The sequence below is a fragment of the Humibacter sp. genome (assembly GCF_051954055.1).
GTDB lineage: Bacteria > Actinomycetota > Actinomycetes > Actinomycetales > Microbacteriaceae > Humibacter.
The window spans coordinates 1-22,117 of record NZ_JBQCIE010000113.1 but is presented as its reverse complement, the minus strand read 5'-3'; the positions used below and the strand labels follow the sequence as shown (position 1 = coordinate 22,117).

General features: G+C 66.8%; 21 protein-coding genes. 16 read left to right on the top strand and 5 right to left on the bottom strand.

All coding sequences use genetic code 11. The features are described from left to right. Nucleotides 1–95: 95 nt before the first annotated feature. The 6 genes from ACTHNC_RS15220 to ACTHNC_RS15195 all read left to right on the top strand — a co-directional run bounded on the left by ACTHNC_RS15220 (nucleotide 96) and on the right by ACTHNC_RS15195 (nucleotide 8,732). On the top strand, nucleotides 96–1,175 hold the full coding sequence (locus tag ACTHNC_RS15220; protein ID WP_440295464.1) for a LacI family DNA-binding transcriptional regulator: 1,080 nt from the start codon (nucleotides 96–98) through the stop codon (nucleotides 1,173–1,175). Further along, nucleotides 1,172–2,767: an FAD-dependent oxidoreductase gene (locus ACTHNC_RS15215; RefSeq protein ID WP_440295463.1), complete on the top strand. Its 1,596-nt coding sequence runs from the start codon at nucleotides 1,172–1,174 to the stop codon at nucleotides 2,765–2,767. Before ACTHNC_RS15220 ends, ACTHNC_RS15215 begins: the two co-directional genes overlap by 4 nt. Before the next feature lie 12 nt (nucleotides 2,768–2,779). After that, the gene (locus tag ACTHNC_RS15210) at nucleotides 2,780–4,084 is read left to right on the top strand and encodes an ABC transporter substrate-binding protein (protein WP_440295462.1); all 1,305 of its coding nucleotides are present in this window, start codon (nucleotides 2,780–2,782) and stop codon (nucleotides 4,082–4,084) included. Nucleotides 4,085–4,182: 98 nt separating this feature from the next. Then, nucleotides 4,183–5,055, top strand: coding sequence for a carbohydrate ABC transporter permease (locus ACTHNC_RS15205; RefSeq protein WP_440295461.1), 873 nt, complete (start codon nucleotides 4,183–4,185; stop codon nucleotides 5,053–5,055). Beyond that, nucleotides 5,045–5,938, top strand: a complete 894-nt coding sequence (locus ACTHNC_RS15200) for a carbohydrate ABC transporter permease (RefSeq protein WP_440295460.1) — start codon at nucleotides 5,045–5,047, stop codon at nucleotides 5,936–5,938. Before ACTHNC_RS15205 ends, ACTHNC_RS15200 begins: the two co-directional genes overlap by 11 nt. Nucleotides 5,939–6,293: 355 nt before the next feature. Beyond that, nucleotides 6,294–8,732, top strand: coding sequence for a polysaccharide lyase 8 family protein (locus ACTHNC_RS15195; protein ID WP_440295459.1), 2,439 nt, complete (start codon nucleotides 6,294–6,296; stop codon nucleotides 8,730–8,732). A gap of 135 nt (nucleotides 8,733–8,867) precedes the next feature. Here the strand turns inward: ACTHNC_RS15195 and ACTHNC_RS15190 are convergent, their stop codons facing one another. Beyond that, nucleotides 8,868–9,557 carry a hypothetical protein gene (locus ACTHNC_RS15190; protein ID WP_440295458.1) on the bottom strand — a complete coding sequence of 230 codons (690 nt, stop codon included), beginning with the start codon at nucleotides 9,555–9,557 and terminating at the stop codon, nucleotides 8,868–8,870. A 221-nt stretch (nucleotides 9,558–9,778) separates the two neighbouring features. Between ACTHNC_RS15190 and ACTHNC_RS15185 the strand changes: the two genes are divergently transcribed. The 4 genes from ACTHNC_RS15185 to ACTHNC_RS15170 all read left to right on the top strand — a co-directional run bounded on the left by ACTHNC_RS15185 (nucleotide 9,779) and on the right by ACTHNC_RS15170 (nucleotide 13,741). Further along, complete coding sequence (locus ACTHNC_RS15185; RefSeq protein WP_440295457.1) at nucleotides 9,779–10,966, top strand: sensor histidine kinase; 1,188 nt, start codon at nucleotides 9,779–9,781, stop codon at nucleotides 10,964–10,966. 74 nt (nucleotides 10,967–11,040) lie between these two features. Continuing rightward, nucleotides 11,041–11,721 (top strand): response regulator, encoded by a 681-nt coding sequence (locus tag ACTHNC_RS15180; RefSeq protein ID WP_440295488.1) that lies wholly within the window; start codon nucleotides 11,041–11,043, stop codon nucleotides 11,719–11,721. A gap of 140 nt (nucleotides 11,722–11,861) precedes the next feature. Continuing rightward, a complete protein-coding gene (locus tag ACTHNC_RS15175) occupies nucleotides 11,862–13,127 on the top strand; it encodes a D-arabinono-1,4-lactone oxidase (RefSeq protein ID WP_440295456.1) in 1,266 nt (421 codons plus the stop codon). A gap of 29 nt (nucleotides 13,128–13,156) precedes the next feature. Continuing rightward, nucleotides 13,157–13,741 (top strand): hypothetical protein, encoded by a 585-nt coding sequence (locus tag ACTHNC_RS15170; RefSeq protein ID WP_440295455.1) that lies wholly within the window; start codon nucleotides 13,157–13,159, stop codon nucleotides 13,739–13,741. A 100-nt stretch (nucleotides 13,742–13,841) separates the two neighbouring features. Here the strand turns inward: ACTHNC_RS15170 and purD are convergent, their stop codons facing one another. Continuing rightward, a complete protein-coding gene (gene purD, locus ACTHNC_RS15165) occupies nucleotides 13,842–15,134 on the bottom strand; it encodes a phosphoribosylamine--glycine ligase (protein ID WP_440295454.1) in 1,293 nt (430 codons plus the stop codon). A gap of 62 nt (nucleotides 15,135–15,196) precedes the next feature. Here purD and ACTHNC_RS15160 point away from each other — a divergent pair, with 62 nt between their 5' ends. From ACTHNC_RS15160 to ACTHNC_RS15150, 3 genes are all read left to right on the top strand, one after another. Beyond that, complete coding sequence (locus tag ACTHNC_RS15160; protein WP_440295453.1) at nucleotides 15,197–15,406, top strand: DUF4287 domain-containing protein; 210 nt, start codon at nucleotides 15,197–15,199, stop codon at nucleotides 15,404–15,406. Between the two features lie 5 nt (nucleotides 15,407–15,411). Continuing rightward, a complete protein-coding gene (locus ACTHNC_RS15155) occupies nucleotides 15,412–15,774 on the top strand; it encodes a sterol carrier family protein (RefSeq protein ID WP_440295452.1) in 363 nt (120 codons plus the stop codon). A gap of 63 nt (nucleotides 15,775–15,837) precedes the next feature. After that, a complete protein-coding gene (locus ACTHNC_RS15150) occupies nucleotides 15,838–16,449 on the top strand; it encodes a hypothetical protein (RefSeq protein WP_440295451.1) in 612 nt (203 codons plus the stop codon). Nucleotides 16,450–16,452: 3 nt separating this feature from the next. On the opposite strand, the gene purF is transcribed toward ACTHNC_RS15150, so the two are convergent. Further along, the gene (gene purF, locus ACTHNC_RS15145; protein WP_440295450.1) at nucleotides 16,453–17,913 is read right to left on the bottom strand and encodes an amidophosphoribosyltransferase; all 1,461 of its coding nucleotides are present in this window, start codon (nucleotides 17,911–17,913) and stop codon (nucleotides 16,453–16,455) included. 183 nt (nucleotides 17,914–18,096) lie between these two features. Beyond that, complete coding sequence (locus ACTHNC_RS15140; protein WP_440295449.1) at nucleotides 18,097–19,014, bottom strand: sigma-70 family RNA polymerase sigma factor; 918 nt, start codon at nucleotides 19,012–19,014, stop codon at nucleotides 18,097–18,099. A gap of 89 nt (nucleotides 19,015–19,103) precedes the next feature. On the opposite strand from ACTHNC_RS15140, the gene ACTHNC_RS15135 reads away from it, so the two are divergent. Continuing rightward, nucleotides 19,104–19,979 (top strand): SDR family oxidoreductase, encoded by an 876-nt coding sequence (locus ACTHNC_RS15135; protein ID WP_440295448.1) that lies wholly within the window; start codon nucleotides 19,104–19,106, stop codon nucleotides 19,977–19,979. 131 nt (nucleotides 19,980–20,110) lie between these two features. Then, on the top strand, nucleotides 20,111–20,398 hold the full coding sequence (locus tag ACTHNC_RS15130; protein ID WP_440295447.1) for a response regulator: 288 nt from the start codon (nucleotides 20,111–20,113) through the stop codon (nucleotides 20,396–20,398). Between the two features lie 16 nt (nucleotides 20,399–20,414). Here ACTHNC_RS15130 and ACTHNC_RS15125 read toward each other — a convergent pair whose 3' ends face one another. Beyond that, nucleotides 20,415–20,939 carry a carboxymuconolactone decarboxylase family protein gene (locus tag ACTHNC_RS15125; RefSeq protein ID WP_440295446.1) on the bottom strand — a complete coding sequence of 175 codons (525 nt, stop codon included), beginning with the start codon at nucleotides 20,937–20,939 and terminating at the stop codon, nucleotides 20,415–20,417. Between the two features lie 46 nt (nucleotides 20,940–20,985). Here ACTHNC_RS15125 and ACTHNC_RS15120 point away from each other — a divergent pair. Then, the coding region (locus ACTHNC_RS15120) for a PLP-dependent aminotransferase family protein (protein ID WP_440295445.1) at nucleotides 20,986–22,117 on the top strand (1,132 nt) is incomplete at its 3' end.

The following is a 22,117-nucleotide window of genomic DNA, read 5'->3' as shown; positions in this document are numbered from 1 at the left end:
CCGCTACGCGCGTGGCCGGTCGAGTCGAGCGGTCAAGAATCGGTCATCGCTGAGTTCGAACCAGACTCATCTTGCTAATGCGCATGATCAACCATATGATCGCTGCAGTGGACGTGCTCATGCGCATTAGCAGGGAGGTAGCGGTGGTTCCGCGAGTGACGCAACGGCGCATCGCCGAGTTAGCGGGAGTGAGCCAGACGACCGTGTCGCTGGTGCTCAACGGCAAGGAGGATTCGGCCAGGATCCCCGAGACGACGCGGCAGCGTGTGCTTGATGTCATCAACGAGACGACTTATGTCGCTGATCCGGCGGCGCGGAGGCTCGCCGGCCAGGGAAACAATCTGGTAGGCATCTTCACGTACGAGCACGCGTTCCCGAGCGAGACCTCGGACTTCTATACGCCGCTCCTCACCGGAATCGAGAGCGCAGCCGAGCACTTCGGCCTCGATCTGCTCATGTTCACGAGCGCGCCCGTCGTCGACGGGCGACGTCAGATCCTTCACGAGCGCAGCCGCCTGCGGCTCGCCGATGGATGCCTTCTGCTCGGCCGTGAAATGGACGTCGACGAGCTGCGCCGTCTGCTCGACAGCGGCTATCCCTTCGTTGCCGTCGGTCGTCGTGACGTCGCAGGCGTCCCGTGGGTCGGTTTCGATTACCGGTCTGCCAGCAGTGAGCTCGCAGGCCGCATCAGCGCCGCCGGCCATCGTCGTGCCCTCTACGTCCACCTCTCGTTGAACGCGGAGTCCTCGCGCGACCGCGCCGAGGGCCTGACGCAGGGTCTCATGGCCGGAGGCGTAGAGCTGGAGACCGTCACGCTCGCCGACGACTCTGTGGATACGGTGCTCGACCTGGTCGAGTCCACGCGTGCCACCGTGCTCATTGTCGAGGACCCGACCGAGGCGGAGACGTTGCACGCTGCACTGCGCGCACGGGGGACGGTCGTCCCTGCACAGCTCTCCATGGTCGTGCTCGGAGAACGGAGCCGGCCCCAGGATCGCGCGATCGATTTCACTCGGCTCAGCGCTCCGCGGATCGAGCTCGGCGCGGCTGCGATCGCTCTCCTGCACCAGATCCTGGGCAGCGGCGCGGACGGTATGGACGCGCTCCCGGAACAGCAGCTGCTTTCGTGCGCGCTGATCGACGGCTCGACGCTGGCGGAGGTCGCGACTCGATGAGATCCCTGTCTGCGGACGTCGTCGTCATCGGCGGCGGGCTCGGCGGTGTCGCCGCCGCGCTCTCCGTTCTCCGCGCCGGCAAGAGCGTGATCCTGACAGAGCAGTATGCCTGGCTGGGTGGTCAGCTCACGAGCCAGGCGGTGACTCTCGACGAGCACACGTGGATCGAGCAGTTCGGATGCTCGACGAGTTATCGGGAGTTGCGGGATGGTATCCGCCGGTACTACCGGGAGCACTATCCTCTGTCGGAGCGCGCGCGTTCCCAGCGCTACCTGAATCCCGGCGCCGGCCTCGTCAGCAGGCTGTGCAGCGAGCCACGCGCTGGCGTGGCCGTGATCGACGCACTGCTTGCGCCTCATATCAGTTCCGGGCGCCTGACGCTGTTGCAACCAGCCCTCCCGGTGGCGGCCGAGGTCGACGGAGACCGGGTGACCAGCATCGACGTCGAGACTCAGGACGGTCGGATTCGGCTGAACGGCAGATACGTTCTCGACGCCACAGAGACTGGCGAGCTGCTGCCGCTCACCGGAACCGAGTACGTGATCGGGGCCGAGTCGCGGCACGAGACCGGGGAGGCCAACGCACCGGAAACGGCCGATCCGCAGAACGTGCAAGCGATCTCGTGGTGCTTCGTCGTAGACCATGTCGAAGGTGATCACACGATTCCTCGTCCCGACGACTACGACATGTGGCGGGAATTCGCCCCGGACTTCTGGGGCGCTCCGATGATGAGCCTGACGGCACCCCACCCGCGCACGCTCGAACTCGTCACCCGGGAGTTCACACCGACCATCGACGACGATCCGTTTGCACGGATCGCCGACCAGCGGGAGGACGGGGGTGACCACGAGCTCTGGACCTTTCGTCGCATCCTCTCGCGCAAGATGCTCGCGCCCGGATTTCTCGACAGCGACATCGTGCTCGTGAACTGGCCCATGATCGACTACATCGGCGGAAGCATCATCGATAACCCGGATGCAGAGCATCATCTAGATGCGGCCAAGCGTCAGTCCCGCGCCATGCTGTACTGGCTGCAGACCGAGGCGCCCCGCCCGGACGGTGGCCGCGGATGGCCGGGGCTGAGGCTCCGAGGAGACGTCACGGGAACCGAGGACGGCTTCGCGCAAGCGCCTTACATCCGCGAGTCGAGGCGCATCCGTGCCGAGTACACGGTTGTCGAGCAGGACCTTTCAGTGGAGGCGAGGGGCAACGACCGGCCCGCGACCTTCCCCGACACGGTCGGCGTGGGTATGTACCGCATCGACCTTCACCCCTCCACCGGGGGCGACAACTACATCGATGTCGCGTCGGTGCCCTTCGAGATCCCGCTGGGAGCGCTCATCCCCATTCGGATGCAGAATCTTCTCCCCGCGTCCAAGAACGTCGGAACGACTCATATCACCAACGGAGCTTTTCGGCTCCATCCGGTGGAGTGGTCGATCGGCGAAGCAGCAGGTTGGCTAGCGGCCTTCTGCCTGGACCGCGCGACTGATCCCCGCGCGGTCCGCCACTCTCCTCTTCTGGAGGAGTTCCAATCCCTTCTGGCCGGCAACGGAGTCGAGCTGCATTGGCCCGACGTGTCCGGCTACTGACAAGGAGCACTCATGAGAACAGCAACGAAGCTGGCGGGGGTCGCGGTGATGGCCGTCACCGCGCTAGCGCTCTCCGCCTGCAGTAGCAGCGGATCCCCCCAACCCGCCAAGACCACCGCAGCTCCGGACAGTGTGTCGCTGCGGATGACGACGTGGACGGCGAATCCGGATCAACTCGCCTTGTTCAACAAGATCGCGGATGCCTACAAACAGACGCACCCGGAGATCAAGTCGATCAAGTTCGACTCTCTTCCTTTCGCGGACTACACCTCGACCTTGACGACGCAGATCGCCGGCGGCTCTGCACCCGACCTCGCATGGGTACTCGATACCGACGCGACCGACTTCGTGCAGTCCGGTGCGCTCGCCCCGCTGACCGACTCGCTGAAAGCGACCAAGGGATACGACTACGGCGACATCAGCGCCAGCGCGGCGAAGCTGTGGACCACCGAGGGAAAGCTGTACGCCTATCCGTTCTCGACATCACCGTTCGTCGTGTTCGCGAACGACTCGCTTCTCAAGCAGGCCGGCGAGCCGACCTCCGCGGAGCTGCAGTCGCAGGGCAAGTGGGACCTGAAGGACATCGCGGACGTGGCATCCCAGGTCAACGCCAAGACCGGCCAGGGCGGTCTCATCGTTAACAACTTCAACTACAACGACTGGACATTGCTTTCCACGCTCTGGAACGCGTGGGGCGCCGCGCCATGGAGCGCCGACGGCGCGAAGTGTACGTTCACGTCGTCGAAGATGAATGACGCGTTCACCTTCATCAACAAGGCGATCTTCGACCAGAAGGCGATTCCCGGGCCGGGGACGAACCTCAACTTCTTCTCCGGCGGCTCGGCCTTCGTGATCACCCAGATCTCGAGCGCCAATCTGCTTCCGGCGGCCGGCTTCGAGTGGAACATGCTGCCGCTTCCGGGCCTGAAATCCGGCGCATCGAACCACGTGATCGGTCAGGCCGGGCTCAGCGTGCTCGCCAAGGGCAAGCACGCACAGGAGGCCGAAGACTTCCTCGCGTACTTCACCAACCCGAGCAACGCGAAGAAGCTCGCCGAGTACTTCCCGCCGCCCCGCACGTCACTGTTGAACGCCTCGACGCTCGCCGCGACGAACCCGGTCCTCAGCAAGCAGCAACTGAATGACGTGGTGATCCCCTCGATCAAGGATGCCGTCACCCGGCCCGGCCACGTCAACCAGACCCAGATCGCATCCCAGGTCAAGACGGCGCTGACCCCCATGTGGGAGCCGAATGCCGACGTGTCCTCGATCCTGAAAAAGGTCTGCAGCTCCGTGCAATCGAGCCTGGCGGGCTGACCGGCTCCATCATGCAATCGAACACGATGGTCCGGCCGGCGCGAGTCTCCCCTCGCGCCGGCGGGACCGCCCCTCCTCCTCGCCGCCCCTTCCTCACCGTGAAGCGCCGCGACCAGATCGCCGGCTATCTCTTCATCACCCCGCAACTCGCCGGGATCGTCGCCTTCGTGCTCATCCCGCTCGTGCTCGTCGTCTACTACAGCTTGCAGAAATGGAACGTGCTGAGTGGCTCCATCGAGCCGGCCGGCATGGCCAACTACCAGAAGCTCCTCTCCGACCCGCAGATGCCCGCCGTGCTCGGGGCGACCGCCATCTTCTCCGTCGGGCTGGTTCTCTTCAACATCCCGCTGGCGCTGCTGCTCGCTGTGCTGCTCAACCGTCGAGGACGCGGCATCGCCTTCTTCCGTACCGTGTTCTTCTCCCCCGTCGTGATCGCGATCGTGGCGTGGACCATCGTCTGGCAGTTCCTGCTGCAGGACAACGGCGGAGTGAACGCGTTCCTCAAGCTCTTCGGCATCGCCGGGCCCAACTGGCTGGAAAGCGGTCCGACCGCGATGGCTGCCGTCATCGTCGTGCAGGTGTTCAAGAACGTCGGACTCAACATGGTGCTGTTTCTATCCGGGCTCCAGGGCGTTCCCAGGGAGATCCAGGAGGCGGCCCGCGTCGACGGTGCGTCGGCCGGCGCCGTGTTCGGCCGCATCACGCTTCCGCTGATCTCACCGACGATCCTGCTCACCGTCATCATCACGATCGTCGGCTCGCTGCAGGTGTTCGCCCAAATCGCGGTGCTCACCCAGGGTGGACCGGGCATCTCGACAACGGTGCTCGTCTACTACCTGTTCCAGCAAGCGTTCCAATTCCACAACTTCGGCTACGGCTCGACGCTGGCGATCCTGCTCTTCCTGATAGTGCTGATCCTCACCGTCATCCAGTGGCAGTTGCGCAAGAGGTGGGTGTTCTATGAAAGCTGATCTCAGTGGTGCTGGTCGTCTCGGCGTCGATCGCGGCAGAACCGAGTACACCCGGCGACGGTGGCTGCGCGTGCTGCTCTACATCATGCTCGCCGTGATCGCCATCCCGTTCCTGTTCCCGACGTGGTGGATGATCACCTCATCGTTCAAGACGGTGAACCAGATCTTCGCCTTCCCGCCGTCCCTGTTCCCCACCAGTCCGTCGATGGATGCCTATGTCAAGGCGTTCACGTTCCAGCCGTTCGCGCAGCAGTACTTCAACAGCATGTACATCGCCATCGTGGTGACTGTCGTGACCATGCTCGTGTCGTCGCTCGCGGGATACGCGTTCGCACGCATCCGATTCCCCGGTCAGAACGTGCTGTTCCTGGTGGTGCTGATCGGGTTGCTCATCCCCAGCGAGGTGACGATCGTCCCCCTGTTCCAGGTCTTCAACTCGCTCGGCTTGATCAACACGCACTGGCCGCTGCTGCTGGTGACCTCGTTCGGCGCGCCCAGCGTACTGGCCACCTTCATCATGCGTCAGTTCTTCATCGCGCTTCCGACCGAGCTTGAAGAAGCTGGACGCCTCGACGGACTCGGCCGACCGGGCATCTGGTGGCGCGTCGCGATGCCCCTTGCACGATCTGCACTCGCCGCAGTGGCGATCTTCACGTTCTTGAACGCCTGGAACCTCTACCTCGAGCCGACCGTCTACCTGTCGACTCCCGAGCTCTTCACACTGCCGGAGGCGCTCACGCATTACGTCGACCCATATAGCGGACCGATGTGGAACGTTCAGCTCGCCGCCGCGACGATGACTGCCGTCCCGGTGCTCATCGTGTTCGTGATCGCCCAGCGGCAATTCGTTGAGGGTCTTGCGCAGACCGGTCTGAAGGGCTGACCGGAGCGCGACTCGAGGTGAAGCGAAGCCGAGAGGCGGCAACGACGCGACATAGCGTGTGGCACCTTCGCGATTGGGTCACGCTTGCCCGGCGTCTTGACCAGTCTTGGATTCAAAAGAATAGACACGATTCACGTAAATCCGAATATCGACGTGGAAACCCTGCGTATTACGGCGTCGGTGCTGTATTGCCCGTTGCAGATGTGCGGGAATTACCCATTATTACCAACCTGGTAATAGGAATTACTATTTGACATCGAATCATCTCGTCGCAACTATCAGGAATTACAACGGCCGCCGATTTCTTAAGGCGTCCTAATAACCAACGGAGGTCCGAATGACTCAAGAGGGGGCTATGCCCTTATCCATCTCGCGCCGTACGCTCATGGCCGGCGCGATTGCCGCCGCTACCTTGGCCGCGACCGACACGTTCGTAGCGCCCTGGAGGGCACCGGCCCGTGCCGCCACCGGCGACGACTTCGACAGATTCCGCCTGCAGTGGCTGGCCACCATGGTGACGGACTATGACTCTACGGATGCTGTGCTCGTGAAGTATGTGCAGGACACGGCCGCCGTTGCGAGCGAGTTCTGGCGCGGGGCGACCCCTCTGAACACTTCGGACACGCGTACCTACCTGTGGAAAGATCTCGACATCTCGGTCAGCCGGACGTCGGCCCTGATGACGAGCACCATTGTCCGGCTGCGCCAGCTCGCGCTCGGGCTGAAGACGCCCGGGTCGTCGCTCGCAAACGACTCCCAGCTCAAGGCAGACATCCTCTCGGCGTTCGACTGGTTCCTTGCCAATACTTACAACACGGTGAACTACACCGACAACTGGTGGGACTGGCAGATCGGCACTCCGCAGGCACTCAACGACGTCTGTGTGCTGATGTACGACGACCTGTCCGCCGATCAGATCGCCACGGCCATGGCTGCGATCAAGCACTACGAGCCGGACCCAGCTATAACGGGGGGCGCTACCTCCACAGGGGCGAACCGGAACTGGGCCTGCGCAGTAACGATGCTGCGCGGCGCGCTGAGCCGGGATCAGGCGACGATCGACAGCGCGCGGCTCAAACTCGAGACGATCTTCCCTTACGCAACATCGGGCGACGGCATGTACCCGGATGGCGGCTTCGTCCAACACGTGTACTACGCGTACACAGCCGGCTACGGGGTGTCGCTGCTGCAGGTGCTCAGCTACATGATGGTGTCCGCCGTCGGCACCCCGTGGGCGTTCTCAACCGCGCAGACCGCGGAGGTGTTCGACTGGACGCAGAACAACTTCGCGCCGTGGATCTACGGCGGCGGTTTCATGGACATGTTGCACGGTCGGGGCATCTCGCGCTTCTACGAGACCGATCGCCGGATCGGTCGCCTCGCGCTAGGGGTGCTGTTGCAGCTCGCGGGGGCATTCCCCATCGACAATGCGCGCGTTCTCCGCGCGCAGCTAAAGGGCTGGCTGGCTGCCTACGACTCGTACACGTTCGCTGGCAGCACGCCAGGTGAGAAGCAGCCGAGCTTCTTCACCTACGACCCTGTACCAATTCAGCAGGTGGCGTTGCCCTCGGTCGTGCTCGGACGGCAGCTTATGAACGACGGCAGCATCCCGGCCGCGGCGGAGTCCACGCGCTCGGTGGTCGCGACCTCGATGGCTCGCGCCGTCCACCGTCGCCCTGGCTTTGCGATGGGGTTTGCAATGGAGACCACGGCGATCCGGCCCTATGAGTCCGCCAACGGCGAGAACCGCATGGGGTGGTATCAAGGCGAAGGCGCCGTCTACCTATTCCTGCCGAATCAACTCGGCCACTGGGCGAACGAGTGGTGGCCGACCGCCAACAAGTGCCGAATTCCGGGCACCACCGTGGTTCAGAAGCAGCCGGTGCTCGGCAAACCGCAGCGCTCGACCGTCACGAACACGTGGGCGGGCGGCGCACTCCTCGATGGAAATGCGGCGGTCGGAATGGGGCTGGCCTTCAAGACCCAGCCGCTCAGAGCGCGGAAATCCTGGTTCTGCCTCGACGACGCCATCGTGTGCCTCGGTGCGGACGTCACGAGCACCGATGGGAACACTATTGAGACGATCATCGAGCAGCGCAACATCGGGCCGAACGGTAAGACGATCCCCGTACTAGACGGCGCGCAGTTCACCAGGGTCGGTAGTGCGCCGACGACGTTCACGCCCAACTGGGCATACATCCCGAACACCGGCGGCTACTTGTTCCCGGTCGCGGGCACTCAGATCCAGGCGATCCGCGAAGACCGCACCGGACGCTGGACCGACATGGATAACCGCGGAACCTATGAAGACGAGACGGCATACAGTCGCCGATTCATCACCTTCTGGTTCGATCACGGCGTCGATCCGCAGAACGACAGCTACGCCTACATCCAGCTTCCCGGTGCCACGCAGGCGGAGGTCGAAACTGCGGCGCAGACGATGGCCGACGTCACAATTCTCGCGAACACCGATCTCGTGCAAGCGGCAAGCCGCGACGGAATTACCATGGCCAACTTCTGGGATGCGAGCGCACCCATCACGAACGGCATCTCGGTCGATGCGCCGGTCTCCGTCGTCGTCAGCCGCAAGGCCGGCCAGCTGGCGATTGCGGTAAGCGACCCGACGCAGCGCCTCACCGGCGATGTGACGGTGATGGTGCAGGGCTCGGCGAGCCGCGTCGTCTCAGTCGACCCGGGGGTGAGCGTGCTCCAGACGAAGTCGCGTGTGAGCATTCGAGTCGCGGTCAAGGGAGCCGCGGGGAAGACATTCGTGGCGCGCTTCAGCAGGTCCTGAACGCGCGGACAGGGCGATGTCATGGTGCCCTCGAATAGACGATCCTTCGAGGGCACTATGGCGTCGTCGCCATCCGGAGATGTTGGCCAGCAGGTGAAGGAGCGCGGTGAGGCAGCCGGGCGCAACGGCCCAGAATCAGATGCCGGCGATCGCTCCCGAAGCGACGGGCTCCGGCAGCCCACGATGAGGCCGAGCGATGAGCACAACGCCGGGGGCGGCCAGACCGACTCCCAGCGGAAGCAACTCCAGGAACGTGACGAGCCCGCCGGCGCCGGATACCAGAAGCAGCAACGTCCCGACGCCGAGTGTGACCGGCAGCCACACTGGTAGTCGCCTGGCCAGGATCAGCCCGATGGTCATGAGCACGAGACCGACGGGGAAGAGGTAGAACACCTGCCATTGCCAGGTCGCGGCCGCCGAGTCTCCTGCGACTGCGATGACCTGCTTCGCCAGAGCCGGGTGACTAGGCAATAGCGAACCCAGGACCATGCCGAACATGGCGTTTCCGGCGCCGGCGCCTATGGCCCCGACCGTGGCCAGGGCGGCTCCGATCGTCACCATCGTGCCGCCCCGCGCCGGAGCGAAGCGCATCATCCCGACGAAGGCGACCGGCAGCAGCAGAACGCCGAAGGCGATCATGATCGTCGAGGCGACATACAGGGTGGTCGCGGCACTCACGCCCTGGATGAGCTCGTCGGTTCCGGAATCGGCCGACACGGTCAGCAGGTGCCCGAACAGCAGAAGCACCGGGGCAACGATCATCGTCACGCCCAGCAGTATGCGACGGGTGGTGGAGACGCTCTTGGCGTCGTGGGTCTCATTCATCTCGGATCCTTCCGTTGCGGTCGTCTCGGAAATCCGGTTGACGACGCTGACGATCCTGCGATCTCCGGGCGTTTGGAGCCACGGCCCAAGGTCTCTTCTCGGTCCGCCGACGGGAGGTGGGCGGCAAGGCGAAACAACGGCTTCGGATCCGACTCGTGGCGGAGAACGTCCCCTCCCCATGGGGGATCCACGGCCGGAATGGTGCCGCTTACACTGGTGCCGTGTCCGCCCAGGAAGCGGTCGCGCGGCGGGCGTCGCAGCTCGTGCGGCCAGGCGAGATTGCCATCGACGGTTCGCTGGCTGCCTTGCTGGCGGCTGGGTCGACCTTCGAGGTTCTGGCCCTTCCGGATAGCGTCTACGAATCCCGCGCGAGCGTTCCCGTCCAGGTGGCCGCGGTCATCGCAGCAGCCCTCCCGATCGCGTTCCGTCGCATTCGGCCGTTCACGGCGCTCATCGTGACCATCTCCATGATGGCGGGATTCCGCGTGCTGCTCGATGCTCCGGTCGTGTTGTGGAGTCTCGGTGTGATCCTCGTGGTCGTGTACAGCGCCGCGCGGCACGCGCAACACCCGCTGCAGTGGTGGAGCATCGCACCGCCGCTCGCTCTGGTCGGCGTGTACTCACTCGTGATTCCCGGCTTCTTCAACCTCAATGACCTCGAGATCGATCTCACTGTCATGATCGCGGCCTGGGGCATCGGGCTCGTGCTGCGCTCGTGGGCGACCACGCGGCGCGCGCTTCGTGAGAGTCTCGCCGAAGTCGAGGCGGCGGAATCCTTTCGAACGGCCAATGCGATCAGGGAGGAACGCGATCGCATCGCTCGTGAGCTTCACGATGTCGTCGCGCACTGCGTCACCGTCATGGTGGTGCAGTCCGGATCGGCGCGACTGACGCTGCGCAGCGATCCCGCCTCTAGTGAGCGTGCACTGAACTCGGTGGAGAGCACGGGTCGTGAAGCGCTCGCCGAGATGCGGCGGATGCTCGGGCTCCTTCGGGACGAAGAGCGCAAGGAGCTGGATCCCCAGCCCTCGCTGGCCGGAGCATTTCGTTTGGTGGCTCAGCTGTCGGACGCGGGCATGAGCATCGATTACGCCGTGGAGGGTGCACCTCGGCAACTTCCGCTGGGCGTCGATGTCTCTGCCTATCGCATCCTGCAGGAGAGCCTGACCAACGCGGCAGCACACGCGGTTGCCGCACCCGTCAGAGCGCGCGTGAGATACCTCGCCGGCGCGGTCGAGGTCGAGGTGCGGAACGGACCAGGCGCAGAGTCCGGCCGCGGAAGCGGTCATCACGGTCTGGTCGGAATGCGCGAGCGCACTCGGCTGTTCGGCGGCCGGCTCGACGCGGGACGCACGGTCGACGGCGGCTTCCGCGTGGTAGCAACGCTTCCTATCGAGGCGGGATCGTGAGCGGCGTGGCCAGCAGCAGCGGATCGCTCTCCGATGAGGCACAGGGCGCATCCAATGCTGCGGTTTCACGCCCGATCAGGGTTCTCGTCGTCGACGACCAAGGACTCGTGCGCGGTGGTCTGCGCTCGATCCTGCAGACTCAGTGCGATATCGAAGTCGTGGGTGAAGCTGCGGATGGCGACGAGGCCATCGCGCAAGTACGACTGCATGATCCCGATGTCGTGCTGATGGACCTACGCATGCCCGTCCTGGACGGGATCGAGGCGACGCGTCGCATCGTGTCGTCGAGTTCCGCGAAGGTGATCGCTCTGACGACCTTCGAGACCGACGAGTACGTGTACGGAGCCCTTCGCGCAGGCGCGGCCGGATTCCTTCTCAAGGACGGTCCCGCGGAGGGGCTCGCCGAGGCGGTGCGTATGGTGCACAGCGGGCAGGCTCTGCTGTCGCCGGCCGTCACGCGCAAGTTGATGGATGCCTTTGCCGCGGCGCCGTCACCTGACCGCATCACCGAACTGGACGTTCTCACGCCTCGAGAACGAGAGGTGCTCGTCGCGATCGCGCAGGGAATGTCCAACGCCGAGACCGCAGGATTGCTCTTTCTCGGCGAGGCCACCGTGAAGTCGCACGTGACGAGCATTCTTGCCAAACTCGGTCTCCGGGATCGGGTACAGGCCGTCGTGTTCGCCTATGAGTCGGGGCTTGTGCGGCCGGGGCGCAGTGCGGAGCCTGGCGTCGGTCCCACGGCTACTGCATAATTGTTTTTGCTCGCTACAAATCGCCGTCTGATGCCGGCCGCTGTCAGCGAGGGACCGCATACGCTTGCACTCGGTGCACGGAAAGCGATGCATCGATGGCATGGGAGCATCGCGCGAGCGATGCGGCAAGGAGAGGCGACGTGGCCGAATCGGTAGGCACGAACTGGGCGGGCAACTACGCGTATCGGGCGAGCGGGGTGGTGCATCCGGCATCCGTCGAGGCGGTGCAGCGCGCCGTTCGCGACGCGGCGGCATCCGGTGGACGCGTACGCGCACTCGGCACCCGGCACTGCTTCAACGACATCGCGGACACCTCGGGTGACCTGATCGCGATGACCGCGCTCCCACCGCGGTACGAGCTCGACGAGGCCGAGCGCACCGTGACGGTGTCGGGCGGCACGCGGTACGGCGACGTGGCCGAGCAGCTGGATGCCAGTGGCTGGTCCCTTCCGAACCTCGCCTCCCTGCCGCACATCTCGGTCGCCGGGGCGATCGCGACGGCGACACATGGGTCGGGTGACCGCAACCAGAACCTGGCCGCGGTCGTGCGCGCGATCGAGTTCGTCGACGGAACCGGCGAGCTCCGTGTGCTGCGCCGCGGGGACGAGGACTTCGCCGGCGCCGTGGTCGGACTCGGTGCGCTCGGCCTCGTGACCGCCGTCACGCTCGATGTCGTGCCGACGTTCGAGGTCGCGCAGACCGTGTACGACGGGCTCGACTGGCCCACCGTTCTCGAGAACCTCGACGCCATCACGTCCGCGTCGTACAGCGTGAGCATGTTCACCGGCTGGGTCGGCGGCGTGCAGCAGGTGTGGCTGAAGCGGGCCGTGCGGGATGACGCGCCCGAAGCACCCGAGACGTTCTTCGGGTCCGCGCGCGCGACCGAGAAGCGGCATCCACTGCCCGGCGTCGACGCCACAGCGTGCACCGACCAGTTCGGCGTCGCCGGGCCCTGGTACGACCGGCTCCCGCACTTCAAACTGGCGTTCACGCCCTCGAACGGCGAGGAGATCCAGAGCGAATACCTCGTGCCGCGCGAGCGGGCCGTCGAGGCGCTTCGGGCACTGCTTCCGCTCGCGGAACGGATCGCCCCGGTGCTGCAGGTGACCGAGCTGCGCACGGTCGCCGCCGACGACCTGTGGCTCAGCTCCACATACGAGCGCGACGTGCTGGGCATCCACTTCACCTGGAAGCGCGATCAGGCCGGCGTCGAGGCGGTTCTGCCTTTGATCGAGGATGCCCTGCTCCCGCTGGGTGCGCGCCCCCACTGGGGCAAGCTGTTCCTCGACGTGAACGGCGTGGTGCCGTCGCAGTATCCGCGGTTCGACGACTTCCGCGCACTTGTCGCGAAGTACGATCCGCAGGGCGTCTTCCGCAACGCCTACCTCGACCGCCTCCTGGGCTGAGGCGGCGGCATCGCATCGTGAGGGTCACCATGTCGGCGGCCGACGAGGCGGCCATCGCGCGGGTGCGCGTCGCGCTCACGGATGCTGCCGCACGCCTCGCTGCCGCCGGAGCACGCACTGAGGCCCTCGCGGAATACGTGCCGCCGACACGTGTGCTGCTCGTGCCGCGTCCCGAGCGGTTGCGCCCGCTGGGCACCGTGTGGCGACTGGGAGTGCTGCTGCTCATGGCCGAGGGGGCGGATGAGACGGCGTCGACCACAGGAGACGCAGCGGCCGACATACAAGCGCCTTCACCCGCTCTCTTCGCGACCGGATCCCTCACTCGCGCCCACGAGCCCGGACGAACCACCTTCATCGCGGCATCCGCAGAGCGACGGCGGCAGCTGCGCGTCGCCGCGTTCCGCGGTCACTACCCACCGGGCACGAGCGTGAACTTCGACGCGGCGCCCATTCCGCTCGATGCGAGCCTGGCCGGGGCATCCGGCCCTGTCACCGTGCACGACGGCGAAGCCCTCGTGCGCTGGATGCCGTCGAGCCCGGATGCCCTCACCGGCTTCGACGCATACCTCACCGAGCGCGTCGCACTGCTCGTCGACCCGCCGATCGGGGCCTGAGCGTCCCGCCCTCCAACTTCAAGTCGCAGTTTCTGTCGTTCTGAGCGGCCTGAGACGACAGAAACTGCGACCTGAACCGGGCGCGATGTGGGATGGAGCGTCAGTGCGCCGCGGGCGCGACGGCGGCAGCGATGTCGGTGCGGAACTGTCCGCCCTCGATCGTGAGCTTTCCGATCGCCTCGTAGGCGCGCTCGCGCGCCTCGTCGAAAGTGGAGCCGAGCGCCACGACGGTGAGCACCCGTCCGCCGGACGTGACGAGCGTCTCCGTTGACCAGCTCGAGGTCGCATCCGTCGCGATCGCAGCGATGTCGGTCGCCGCGTGCAGGAGCTGTACCTCGGGAACGGCGGATGCCGCATCCATCCCGAGGATCGCCCGCCCGGTCACCGGCGCTTCCGGGTACCCCTCGCTCGCCAGCACGACGCCGACGGCGACATCCAGGGCGAACTCCGGCCGCGGGACCCCGCCGAGCTCGCCCGTTGCCGCCGCGTACAGCAGGCCGGAGAGGGGGGTCACGAGCCGCGGCAGCACCACCTGCGTCTCGGGATCTCCGAAGCGCGCGTTGAACTCGATGACGCGAGGGCCGGCATCCGTCACGATGAGGCCGCAGTAGAGGAGCCCGATGAACGGCGTCTGCTCCTCGGCCATCGCGCGAATGGTCGGCAGGGCGATCGTTTTGATCACCTCGTCGACGAAGTTCTCCTCGAGCCACGGCACCGGGGAGTACGCGCCCATGCCTCCCGTGTTCGGGCCCTCGTCGCCGTCGAGTAGTCGCTTGTAGTCCTGCGCCGGCGAGAGCGGGAGCACGTGCTCACCGTCGCTGAGCAGGAAGAGCGACACCTCACGGCCGGCGAGGAACTCCTCGATCAGCACGGTTCCGTGCTCCAGCCACTGCCTCGCGTGCTCAAGTGCGGCATCCCGATCGTCGGTGACGAGCACTCCTTTGCCGGCGGCAAGGCCGTTCGCCTTCACGACGTACGGTGCGCCGAAGCGGTCGATCGTCTCGCGCGCCTCGTCGAGGGTTCCGGCGACCTCGGCCCTGCCGGTCGGTACGCCGGCGGCTTCCATGATGCGCTTCGCGAACGCCTTCGAGCCCTCGAGCTTGGCGGCCGCCTTGCTCGGACCGAACACCGGGATGCCCCGCTCCCGCACCGCGTCGCTCACACCCGCGACGAGCGGCGCCTCCGGTCCGACCACGACGAGTTCGACACCGTGCGCCTCCGCGTATCCGGCCACCGCGACACCGTCGTTCGGGTCGATGCCGATCGTGCGCACATCGTCGGCGATGCCCGCGTTGCCGGGAGCCGCCGTGATGTCGTGGTCGGCATCCTCGGCCAGCAACGCGCGGATGATGGCGTGCTCACGCGCGCCCGAGCCCAGTACGAGAATCCTCACGCTGCCCATGCTAGGGCGTGGCTGGGGGCGCACGTCTGGCTGCGACCGGGCAGGATGGACGCATGGCCGACGAGAAAGTCACCGGGCCGGCGTCATACTTCCCCTCCATCGAGAAGAAGTACGGGCAGCCCATCGAGCACTGGATGCGCGAACTCGAGAAGGTCGCCGACCGTAAGCACATGGAGCAGGTCGCATACCTGAAGAACGAGTTCGGCATCGGCCACGGGCACGCCAACGCGCTCGTCGGATGGTTCCGCGAGCACAATTCGTAAACGGCATGGCCAGGGTACGCATCAGCGAAGTGGACGGCATGGCGGCCGTGACGGAGGCGCTGCAGGCATCCGCATCGCGCGACGCCACGGCGACGGCGGTGCGCTACCTGCTGCAGGCACTGGCCGACAAGGTGCCGGGAAACTCGGTCGAGGTGCGGGTGCCACCGTTCGGCGCCGTGCAGTGCGTCGAGGGTCCCCGGCACACGCGCGGAACACCCCCGAACGTGGTCGAGATGGATGCGGCAACCTGGCTCGCACTGGCCACCGGGCGCTCCTCGTGGGTCGAGGCGCAGGCATCCGGTGCGGTCCACGCCTCCGGTACTCGCGCCACCCTCGAGCCGTACCTGCCGGTGTATCGACCGCGCTGAGCGGCCGAGCGCACGTCGAAGGCGCCGATCTGTGGCACAGGTGGCATGCGTGAGAATGGATGAGTGCCTCGCGACCCCCGCAATCCTTCCGATGACGACGCCACCGCCTCGGCCGAAGGCGTGAGCGCTTCGGCGAGCGATGCTCGGATGGGCGATGCAGCGGAGAGTGGTGCCCACGAGGGTGCGCCGACCGACGACGCCGCCGACGGGGCCGCCGAGGGCGAGACATCCGCCGATGAAACCGCCCGCGAGCCGGTCCGTGAGGAGGCGGTCGTGGCGTCCGAGCACGAGGTGCGCGTGCGCCGCACGCCGCGGTACGGCCGATTCATGGTGCTCGGCGGAGCGGTCTTCGCCGTCGCCGCGTTCATCGCGACGTACTCGTTCCCGCAGGGCGAGGGCTACGACCGCAACACGGTGTTCGGATTCGTACTGCTGGGTGCCGTGGCCGTTGGCGTCGGCCTGGGGGCGATCGCCGCGATCATCGCATCCGCCGTCACGAAGCACACCGAGCGCACCGTGGTCGCCGACCGCATCGACGTTCGCACGACGGATGCCTCCGACGACACCCCGGAGCTCCCCGACTTGGGCGAGCTTCCGGCCGAGGCCGAGCACGCCGAGAACGCGGTCTCTCGCCCGGAACAAGCGGCCGACGACCGCCCGCGCGACGGCGAGTAGCGCTCAGCTGAGCTGCGTGCGCTCCACCCACTCGAGGTATTCGGGCGTGACCGTTCCGGTGACGTAGTCGCCGGTGAAGCAGCTCATCTCGAGGTCGGTGACGACGTCCTGACCCTCGAGGATGGCATCCTTCATGTCGCCCACCTCTTGGTAGATGAGGCTGTCGGCGCCGAGTTCGAGCGCGATCTCGGGGATCTTGCGTCCGGCAGCGATGAGCTCGCCACGGCTCGGCATGTTGATGCCGTAGACGTGCGGGTACCGCACCGGCGGCGCCGCCGAGGTGAACGTCACCTGGTTCGCGCCCGCCGCCCGCGCCATGTCCACGATCTCCTTCGACGTGGTGCCACGAACGATCGAGTCGTCGACGATGAGCACGTTCTTGCCCTTGAACTCGCTCGACATGGCGTTCAGCTTCTGCCGAACGCTCTTCTTGCGCTGTGCCTGTCCCGGCATGATGAACGTGCGGCCGACGTAGCGGTTCTTGTAGAAGCCCTCGCGGTACTCGATGCCGAGTTTCTGGGCCACCTGGGACGCCGCTGGTCGTGACGAGTCCGGGATCGGCATGACGACGTCGATGTCGCCGAGCGGTGCGTACCTGGCGATCGTGTCGGCGAGCCGATTACCCAGCCGCAGCCGCGCCTCGTACACCGAGATGCCGTTCATCACGGAGTCCGGACGGGCCAGGTACACGTACTCGAACGAGCACGGGATCAGCACCGGGTTCTTCGCGCACTGACGCGAGTACAACTCGCCGGAGAGCGTGATGAACACGGCCTCGCCCGGTGCGACATCCCGCACGACCTCGTAGCCGAGCGCCTCGAGCACCACCGACTCCGACGCGACGATCCACTCGTCGCCCACCAGCCCGGCGGGCTTGCGCCCCAGGATGAGCGGACGGATGCCGAACGGGTCGCGGAACGCGAGCAGCCCCTGGCCGGCGATCATGGCAATCGCCGCGTAGGCGCCCTCGACGCGTTCGTGAACCTGCTCAACGGCGTTGAACACCTGGTCGGGATCGAACTCGAGGCCGCTGACCTGACCCTGCAGCTCGGTAGCGAGCACGTTCAGCAGCAGCTCCGTGTCGCTCGTGGAGTTCACGTGGCGACGGTCGATGTGGAACAGGTCGTTCGCCAGCTCCCGCGTGTTCGTGAGGTTGCCGTTGTGCACCAGGATGATGCCGTACGGTGCGTTCACATAGAACGGCTGCGCCTCCTGCTCGTTGGCCGCGTCGCCCTTCGTGGTGTAGCGAGCGTGGCCCAGTCCCATCGTGCCGAGCAGCGAGCGCATGTCGCGCGTACGGAAGGCCTCACGCACCTGCCCGCGCGCCTTGTGGATGTGGAATGTGCTCCCCTCCGCCGTGGCGATTCCGGTGGAGTCCTGCCCGCGATGCTGCAGTAGAAGGAGGCTGTCGTAGACCAGTTGGTTGACCGGCTCGGTAGAAACGATGCCGACGATGCCGCACATGCTGGAAGTGTGCTCCTGAGAGTGGGGACGCGCCCGCGAACTCGGGCGGGTCCAGTCTCTCATGCGCGGTGGAGCTAAAAGTGAGAGCCCGGTGGGCTCTCACCGCGACCCCAGCGCCGCGCGGGCTGTGCTCGCGCGGCTCCCCGTTCCGCTGGCCGCGAGCCCCGTCGCAGCCCAGCGTCGTCAGCGGTCGCCGAGCAGGTCGCCCGGTAGCAGCGCGGCCAACCGCTCCGGATCGGCGAGCACCTGGATCTCGACGATGACACTGTCGACGACCGTGAAGGCCATCACCGAGATCGGCCCGTGCGGGCCCACGATCGCGACGCCCGCGGCGCCGTTGATCCAGGCATCCTTGCGGTACGGCGAGAACGACGTGAACATCATGGCCTGGCTCGCGATGGCGCGAGGTCCACGGATGATCGCGGTCGCGGATGCCCGCAGCTCGCCGCCGTCCGACCGCAGCATCACCTGCGGATGCAACACCTTCAGCAGCGCGTCGAAGTCGCCGTCGCGGGCGGCCGCGAAGAACGCGTCGACTGCGGCTCTTTGCCGACGCCGGTCGGGATCGGGTGCCGGCGCGGTGCGCACCTTCGCCCTTGCGCGACTCGCGAGCTGCCGAGCGGACGCGGGCGTGACCTCGAGGATCTGCGCGATGTCGTCGAACGGCAGCGCGAACGTGTCGTGCAGCACGAACGCGAGCCGCTCGTCGGGCTTCAGCGCCTGGAGCACGATCAGCATGGCGAGACCGACCGACTCGGAGGCAGCCGCGGCGGCGTCGGGCGAGGAGTGCAGGGACGCGTCGGAGACGATCGCGGCGTCCGGAACGCGTATGCCGTCGGTCGCTCCGAGCTCGGCATCCAGCGAGACGGCATCGCGGGTGCGTCGCGACCGCAGCATCATGAGGCACACGCGACCGGCGACGGTAGTGAGCCAGGCATCCAGGTTGCGCACGTCGGAGACATCCGCGCGGGATGCGCTCAGCCAGGTCTCCTGCACGGCGTCGTCGGCGTCGCTGAACGAGCCGAGCATGCGGTAGGCGAGCGAGCGAAGTAGCGGCTGCAGCGCGGTGAAAGCGTGCTCGAGCTCCGTGGTCGCGGTCATCTGTCACATTCTGTCGGCTTCGCGCATCGAAGGGGTGTACGCGAAATCCGCGGCGGCCGCAAGGCTCGTCGCACGACGAAAGGCAGCTCATGACCGCATCCAGTTCAGACAGCCGCGGCTCAGACATCGACGGCCCAATCATTCACAGCTCGGACGGCGACCGCCGGAGCGGAACGGTGCTCGTCACGGGCGGCGCCGGCACACTCGGCTCGCTCGTGGTCAACCGCCTGCGCGACCACGGACACGCCGTGCGGGTGGCCAGCCGGCGGGGGTCAGGGCCGCGCGACGACGTCGAGTATGTCTCGGGCGACCTGGACACGGGAGAGGGCGTGGCGGATGCCGTTGCCGGTGTCGGCCTCATCGTGCACTGCGCCGGAGCCCAGAAGGGCGACGGCGAGAAGGCACGACAGCTCGTGGATGCCGCGCGGCGCGAAGGCGTCCGCCACCTGGTCTACATCTCCGTCGCGGGCGCCGGCCGGGTGCCCGTGCGCTCCAAGACGGACCACGCCATGTTCGAGTACTTCGCGCAGAAGCGCGAGGGCGAGCTCGTGATCGAGCGGTCGGGCATCCCGTTCACGACACTGCGCGCGACGCAGTTCTTCACGCTCGTGTACCCGGTCGCGCAGTCCGTGGCGAAGCTTCCGATCGTGCCGTTGCCGAAGCGGATGCACGTGCAACCGGTCGCCGCAGAAGAGGTCGCGGATCGGCTGGTCGCGCTCGCCGAAGGGGAGCCCGCCGGCTACGTGCCCGAGTTCGGTGGCCCACGGGTGTATGACTCGCACGAACTGATCCGCGCCTACCTGCGCTCGGTCGGGCGTCGGCGCTGGATCGTGTCGGTCGGCCTGCCCGGCAGGGCGGCGAAGGCGGTGCTGCACGATGCCATCGTGTCGACCGGCTCCGAGCGTGGAACGGCGACGTGGGAGGACTACCTTGCGGCGCGTGCGCTGGAGCCGACGGCCGGCTGACGTCAGCCGCCTCGCCCTCCACATGGCGGGCTCTCGCTGGCTCTCCACAGTGGGCGCCGCTCGCCGCGCGCGGTCCTCGCGGAGTCGTACTGTCGCTGGTGTGCCCGCGGTCGGACGGGCAGAATGGGAGGGTGTTCGTGTCCGCCGACGTGATCGGAATGATCATCGCCCTGTTCGCCTTCGCCGTGTCGGTGCTGGGCGGGGTCGGGGGCATGCTCGCGCACCAGACGAAGCGCATGGACGCACGATTCGACAAGGTAGACGAGCGGTTCGAGAAGGTGGATGCCCGGTTCGAGAAAGTCGAAGCAGAGATCGCAGACGTAAGGCGCGAGGTGGCAGGCGTGAAGGACGAACTCGTCGAGGTCAAGGTCGCGATCGCTCGCCTCGAGGGGCCGCGACCGCATCTTCAGCGAATCTGAGCCGACCGGTCCTCGTTCAACCCTCGACCCGAGCCCGCCAGCATCGCGCCGTCACGCCGATCTCGTTCCAAGCGTTGATCGACACGATCAGCGCCAGCAGAGCGGACACCTCCTTCTCGGAGAACACCGCAAGTGCGTGGGCGACGACGCTGTCCGGAACGTGGGTCTCGGAGACGCGCGTGACGGCATCCGTCAGCTCGAACGCGGCGCGCTCACGCGCGGTGAAGAAGTGCGCTTCCTCCCAGACGGCGACCGCGGCGATGCGCTGGAACGACTCGCCGGAGTCGCGGGCGTCTCGCGAGTGCATGTCGACGCAGTACGAGCATCCATTCAGCTGCGACGCCCGCAGCTTCACCAGGTGCCTCAAGCCGGTGGGGATGCCCGCAGCGTCGAGCTCGACGACGGCTGCGTGATCGAGGTGCGCGAGTGCGCGCGAGAAGCCGGGCGCCAGCTCGTCGAAGTCGAAGCGTACGGCGGGAAGGACGATCTCGTCGGTGGTGCCGGTCGCGCCGGCGGGGGTGATGGTCTCGGTCTCGCTCATGTCTTCACCGTACGACGCAAGTGGCGCGCTGCTACAGTCCATTCCTATGACGGATGCCTGGGCCAATTCGCCCACCGAGGTCTCGTCCGTCGCCGGCATCGACCTGCACCTCGCGGTCGATCCGCGACGCAAGACGGACTCGCTCGAGGCTGCGATGCGGGACATGATCCGCGACGGACGCCTCGCCTCCGGCACACGGATGCCTGCCACGCGCAGCCTCGCCCGCGACCTCGGTATCGCCCGCAACAGCGTCGCCGAGGTGTACGGCCGGCTGGTGGGCGAGGGGTGGCTCGAGGCGCGCACCGGGGCGGGCACGTGGGTGGCGCACGGGGCAGGCTCATCCGCCCGCATTGCCGCGGCAGACGATGCCGGACCGCCGGTCCAGCACGCCGGCGCAGGCATCCGACTCGACCTGCGCGCCGGCATCCCCGACACCTCCGCGTTTCCGCGATCCGCGTGGGGCTCGGCGATGCGGCGTGCCGTCTCCGCGGCGCCGGTCTCCGCGTTCGGCTACGGCGATCCCGCGGGCGTCGAGCCTCTTCGGCGGGCGCTCGCGACCTATCTCGGACGCGCCCGAGGCGTCGTGGCCGACCCTGCGGCGGTGCACGTCACGCACGGGGCAGGGCACGCGGTGCGGCTCGTCGGACGCGCGCTCGTGGCAGCCGGCGCTCGCCGCGTCGCCGTCGAGGAGTACGGGCATCAGCCCCATCGGCACATCCTCGCCGCACTCGGACTGGAGGTCGTGCCGCTGCCCGTCGACGACTCCGGAGCCGATGTCGAGAGACTCGGTGACTTGAACGCGGATGCCGTGTTGCTCACCCCGGCGCACCAGTTCCCGATCGGCGTCGCCCTGAGTCCCGCCCGCCGCGCGGCCGTCGTTCAGTGGACGGAGCGCACGGGCGGCCTCGTGATCGAGGACGACTACGACGGCGAGTTCCGCTTCGATCGGCGCGCCATCGGGGCGCTGCAGTCGCTGTCGCCGGATCGGGTCGTCTACGTCGGAACGGCCAGCAAGGCGCTGGGGCCGGGCATCGGCCTCGGCTGGTGCGTTCTTCCAAGGGCGCTCGTCGCGGCGGTGGCCGAGGAGCGGCGCCTCGACGGCGCCCAACCGGGGGCGCGCCCACCACACACGCACCCCGCATTACAAAACAATGGCGACAACAAACCGGCAGGTAAGA

Bases quoted from the DNA above. Each gene is read 5' to 3' on its own strand.
- ACTHNC_RS15220 (WP_440295464.1), top strand. From the start codon at position 96: ATGATCGCTGCAGTGGACGTGCTCATGCGCATTAGCAGGGAGGTAGCG.
- ACTHNC_RS15215 (WP_440295463.1), top strand. From the start codon at position 1,172: ATGAGATCCCTGTCTGCGGACGTCGTCGTCATCGGCGGCGGGCTCGGC.
- ACTHNC_RS15210 (WP_440295462.1), top strand. From the start codon at position 2,780: ATGAGAACAGCAACGAAGCTGGCGGGGGTCGCGGTGATGGCCGTCACC.
- ACTHNC_RS15200 (WP_440295460.1), top strand. From the start codon at position 5,045: ATGAAAGCTGATCTCAGTGGTGCTGGTCGTCTCGGCGTCGATCGCGGC.
- ACTHNC_RS15195 (WP_440295459.1), top strand. From the start codon at position 6,294: ATGCCCTTATCCATCTCGCGCCGTACGCTCATGGCCGGCGCGATTGCC.
- ACTHNC_RS15190 (WP_440295458.1), bottom strand. From the start codon at position 9,557: ATGAATGAGACCCACGACGCCAAGAGCGTCTCCACCACCCGTCGCATA.
- ACTHNC_RS15170 (WP_440295455.1), top strand. From the start codon at position 13,157: ATGTCGGCGGCCGACGAGGCGGCCATCGCGCGGGTGCGCGTCGCGCTC.
- ACTHNC_RS15160 (WP_440295453.1), top strand. From the start codon at position 15,197: ATGGCCGACGAGAAAGTCACCGGGCCGGCGTCATACTTCCCCTCCATC.
- ACTHNC_RS15155 (WP_440295452.1), top strand. From the start codon at position 15,412: ATGGCCAGGGTACGCATCAGCGAAGTGGACGGCATGGCGGCCGTGACG.
- purF (WP_440295450.1), bottom strand. From the start codon at position 17,913: ATGTGCGGCATCGTCGGCATCGTTTCTACCGAGCCGGTCAACCAACTG.
- ACTHNC_RS15140 (WP_440295449.1), bottom strand. From the start codon at position 19,014: ATGACCGCGACCACGGAGCTCGAGCACGCTTTCACCGCGCTGCAGCCG.
- ACTHNC_RS15135 (WP_440295448.1), top strand. From the start codon at position 19,104: ATGACCGCATCCAGTTCAGACAGCCGCGGCTCAGACATCGACGGCCCA.
- ACTHNC_RS15125 (WP_440295446.1), bottom strand. From the start codon at position 20,939: ATGAGCGAGACCGAGACCATCACCCCCGCCGGCGCGACCGGCACCACC.